The following is a 3,558-nucleotide window of genomic DNA, read 5'->3' on the forward strand; positions in this document are numbered from 1 at the left end:
CCTCGGGAGGGGATGGCGTCGAGGACCGCGCGTGCCTCGGGGCTGAGGCTGTCCAGGGGGATGATCGTGCCCTTGGGCTCTGGGGCGAGGTCGGCTCCGATCGCGCCGATGAGGTCGAGCACCTCTGCGGCGTTCGTGACGCACTGGGCCTTGCCCTGCCGCAGCAGTGCGTGGCATCCGGCCGAACTCTCGGAGGTGACCGGCCCCGGCACCGCGCCGACGTGGCGGTGCAGGGCGAGGGCGTGGTTGACGGTGTTCAGTGCGCCACTGCGCAGGGCGGCCTCCGCGACTACGGTGCCCCTGGACAGCGCCGCGATGAGCCGGTTGCGGATCAGGAAGCGGCTTCGCGTCGGGTGGGCCCCCGGCGGAGACTCGCTGATCAGGACGCCCCGCTCGCGTATGACGGCGAACAGGTCATGATGGCCGGACGGATAGCAGTAGTCGGTGCCGCAGGCGAGAACCGCGACCGTGGGCGCCTCCGTGGTCAGGGCGCCCCGGTGCGCCGCGCTGTCCACCCCGTACGCCCCACCGGATATCACCGTCCAGCCTTCCTGGCCCAGCTCGGCGCCCATGGCGGACGCGACGTGGACACCGTACGGCGTCGCGGCGCGCGCCCCCACGATGGCGACCGAACGCAGACAGGAGAAGCGCAGGTCGGCCGCGCCTTCCACCCACAGCCCCGTCGGGCGGCCAACCTCGAGATCGTCGAGCTGGGACGGCCACTCGATGTCACCAGGGACCACCAGCCGGGCTCCCCGTTCGTGGCCCGCTAGCACGTCGCGTACCGGATCAGCCGCCAGCAACCGCGTCCGCCACCCTGTCACCTTCGCCTGCACGTCGCGCAAAGTGCGGCCACGATCGTGCGCCAGCCGGCCGCCGATCTCGGTGGTCAGCGCGCCTTCGCGGATCTGGGCCAGCGCCTCCACCGGCCCGCACACCTCGATGAGCCGGCCGAGCAGCGGATCTCCGGACTCACCCGCGCGCATCAGCGCCGCTCTGGCCAGCCTGGTCTCGTCCGCGAGGGGTACGGCACCGGACGGCTCGGTCATTGGCCGACCCCCAGCCACAGCGCGAGGGCCGCACTGGTCTCCTCGGCTCCCGGATGCTCCTTGCCCGCCAGGTCGGCGAGCGTCCATGCCACCCGGGTCACCCGGTCGAGCCCGCGAGCGCTCAGGGAACCGTTGTCGATGCACGCGGTGAGGGGCCGCATCGCCTCCTCAGGGGGCCGTAGATCACCGTGCAGGGCACTTGCGGGAATCTCGGAGTTGGTACGCCAGGGCGTGCCGCCCAGCCGCTTGGCGGCACGCTCGCGGGCCTGCAGGACCCGTTCGCGCACGACGCCGCTGGGTTCGGCGAACCGGCGGTCGGCCATCAGCTCCCGCCGAGTGGAGCGGGCCACGGAGACCTTCACGTCGATCCGGTCGAGCAGCGGCCCGGAAAGACGCGCGAGGTAACGCCGTTTCACCGTGGGTGTGCACTGGCAGGGCTCAGACGGGCTCGCCGGCTGGGCGCACGGGCACGGATTGGCCGCGAGAACCAGCATGAACCGGGCGGGGAAGGTGGTCGTGCCGGCGGCGCGCGAGACCGTGACCGTGCCGGACTCCAGCGGCTGGCGCAGGGAGTCGAGGACGGATGTCGCGAACTCGGGTGCCTCGTCGAGGAACAGCACGCCACGGTGGGCCATCGAGACCGCGCCCGGACGCGGCACGGAGGTGCCGCCCCCGACGACGGCGGCGACGGTCGCGGTGTGGTGCGGACTGACGAACGGCGGGCCGGCGAGCAGTGGTTGCCCGGCCGGCAGTGCCCCGGCGATGGAGTGGATGGCGGTGACCTCAAGGGCCTGCTCGTACTCCAGCGGCGGAAGCAGCGTGGGCAGCCGCTCGGCCAGCATCGTCTTGCCCGTGCCCGGCGGGCCGAGCATCCAGAGGTTGTGACCGCCGGCGGCGCACACCTCAAGCGCCTTTCGCCCCATCGGCTGGCCCGCGACGTCTTTCAGATCGGGCGCGGGACGCTGGGACGCCTGCGACGGCTCCGCGCTCTGCGGGGAGGCGGGATCGTCGCACTGCGGCGGGCGGGCCGGGTCTCCCTCCCGCAGCCACTCCACGAGCTGACGCAGGTGCTGCACGGGGATCACCTGCACACCTGGGACGAGGCCGGCCTCGGCGGCGTTGCCCGCGGGAACGACCACGCTGGCGGCCCCCGCCTCGGCCGCCGCGACGATGGAAGGGAGAATCCCTCTGACCACGCGGACCCGCCCGTCGAGCCCCAGCTCTCCGAGGAAGAACGGCTCGGCGATCCGCTCGCCCGGCACCACGCCGGCCGCACCGAGCAGGCTCATCGCGATGGCGAGGTCGAACTGGCTGCCTCGTTTGGGGAGGCTCGCCGGGAACAGGCTGACGGTGACGCGGGTCTCGGGCCAGCCGTACCGGCTGTTGATGACTGCGGACCGGACACGGTCGCGGGCCTCGCTGAGCGCGGTGTCGAGCAGGCCGATCAGATGGATGCCGGGAAGGCCGTTGGAGATGTCGGCCTCGATCTCGATGATGTGGCCGGTGACGCCGATCAGGGCGACGCACCGGGTGCGGGCGACCGCCATTCAGGACACCCCCCGCTCGTGGTGGATGGAGTAGGCCCGTCCGAACCGCTCCAGAGCGACGACGTCAACGCGCACCGTGTCGAACCGCTCGCTCTGGCCCGCCAGCCATCGGCCCGCGAGTAGCCGCAGGCGTAGCAACTTGAGCGGATCGACCGCCTCCAGCGCGGTGCCGTGGGTGCGGCCGGACCGGGTCTTGACCTCCACCACGACCAACGCCCGGCCATCCCGCGCGACGATGTCTATCTCTCCTTCCCTGCAGCGCCAGTTGCGTGCCAGGACCTCCCAGCCACGCGCCTGCAGGAAATCTGCGGCGATCTGCTCGCCGTGCTTGCCCAACTCATCCTTGGCCGCCATGACAACCACCTCCGGCCCCGAGCATCTCTCGCCCAGGCCGGCCGGAGAGGCACTGAACCACGTTCTGTGGATAACCCGGCACACTGCGTCACCATGCCCTGTGGACAACTGCTCCTTGGGAGCGCGGGCATGTACGACGACCGCTAAATTCACGGCATTCGTCCCACTAGGGCACGCACAGTTCACCGAACAGGTCGCCGCTTTTTGGGTGGGACCGCCGGCATGAGGCGCCCCTCGCCTTTCGGAGCCTGTGAGATCGCACCTTCCAGGCATAAGGGCGCCCGACATCATGGGTCGGGCAGGTGGGGGCCAGCCAGGTGGAGATTCCGGGGCGAGTGGCTCGAGATCTGTGGCCTGGAGCGAGCGGCCTGCACGACGGGGTGGAAATCTTCAGGTGGACGGTGTCCCCGAACTACGCGCTGGATGTCATGAGGAGCGAGCGTCACGGCAGGCAGGGAGCCTCGCGTGGAGGGCGGATTGAGGCGGGCGTTCGACCTCATGGGGGCGGCCTGCACCCCCGGCGGGAAACCCAATGTGAGCGACCAACCGACGCGGGCGTTCGGTGTCATGGCCGGGCGGCCCTGGATGGTGGGGTGGGAAGCCTCGGG

Annotated in this window: 3 protein-coding genes; all 3 read right to left on the bottom strand. The window is 71.3% G+C overall.

Annotated features, from left to right (window positions below; translation table 11 throughout):
- Window positions 1-1,049 (bottom strand): DNA-processing protein DprA (gene dprA / locus C1I98_RS36670; protein ID WP_111171869.1); only part of this gene is annotated, 1,049 nt, incomplete at its 3' end.
- Window positions 1,046-2,596: a YifB family Mg chelatase-like AAA ATPase gene (locus tag C1I98_RS36675; RefSeq protein ID WP_111171870.1), complete on the bottom strand. Its 1,551-nt coding sequence runs from the start codon at window positions 2,594-2,596 to the stop codon at window positions 1,046-1,048. The genes C1I98_RS36675 and dprA, both read right to left, overlap by 4 nt.
- Window positions 2,597-2,950 (bottom strand): YraN family protein, encoded by a 354-nt coding sequence (locus C1I98_RS36680; protein WP_111171871.1) that lies wholly within the window; start codon window positions 2,948-2,950, stop codon window positions 2,597-2,599.
- Window positions 2,951-3,558 lie beyond the last annotated feature (608 nt).

It is taken from the genome of Spongiactinospora gelatinilytica (assembly GCF_003236385.1).
GTDB lineage: Bacteria > Actinomycetota > Actinomycetes > Streptosporangiales > Streptosporangiaceae > Spongiactinospora > Spongiactinospora gelatinilytica.

Excerpts from the sequence above, each read along its gene's own strand:
- C1I98_RS36680 (WP_111171871.1), bottom strand. The coding sequence starts at position 2,950 with ATGGCGGCCAAGGATGAGTTGGGCAAGCACGGCGAGCAGATCGCCGCA.
- C1I98_RS36675 (WP_111171870.1), bottom strand. The coding sequence starts at position 2,596 with ATGGCGGTCGCCCGCACCCGGTGCGTCGCCCTGATCGGCGTCACCGGC.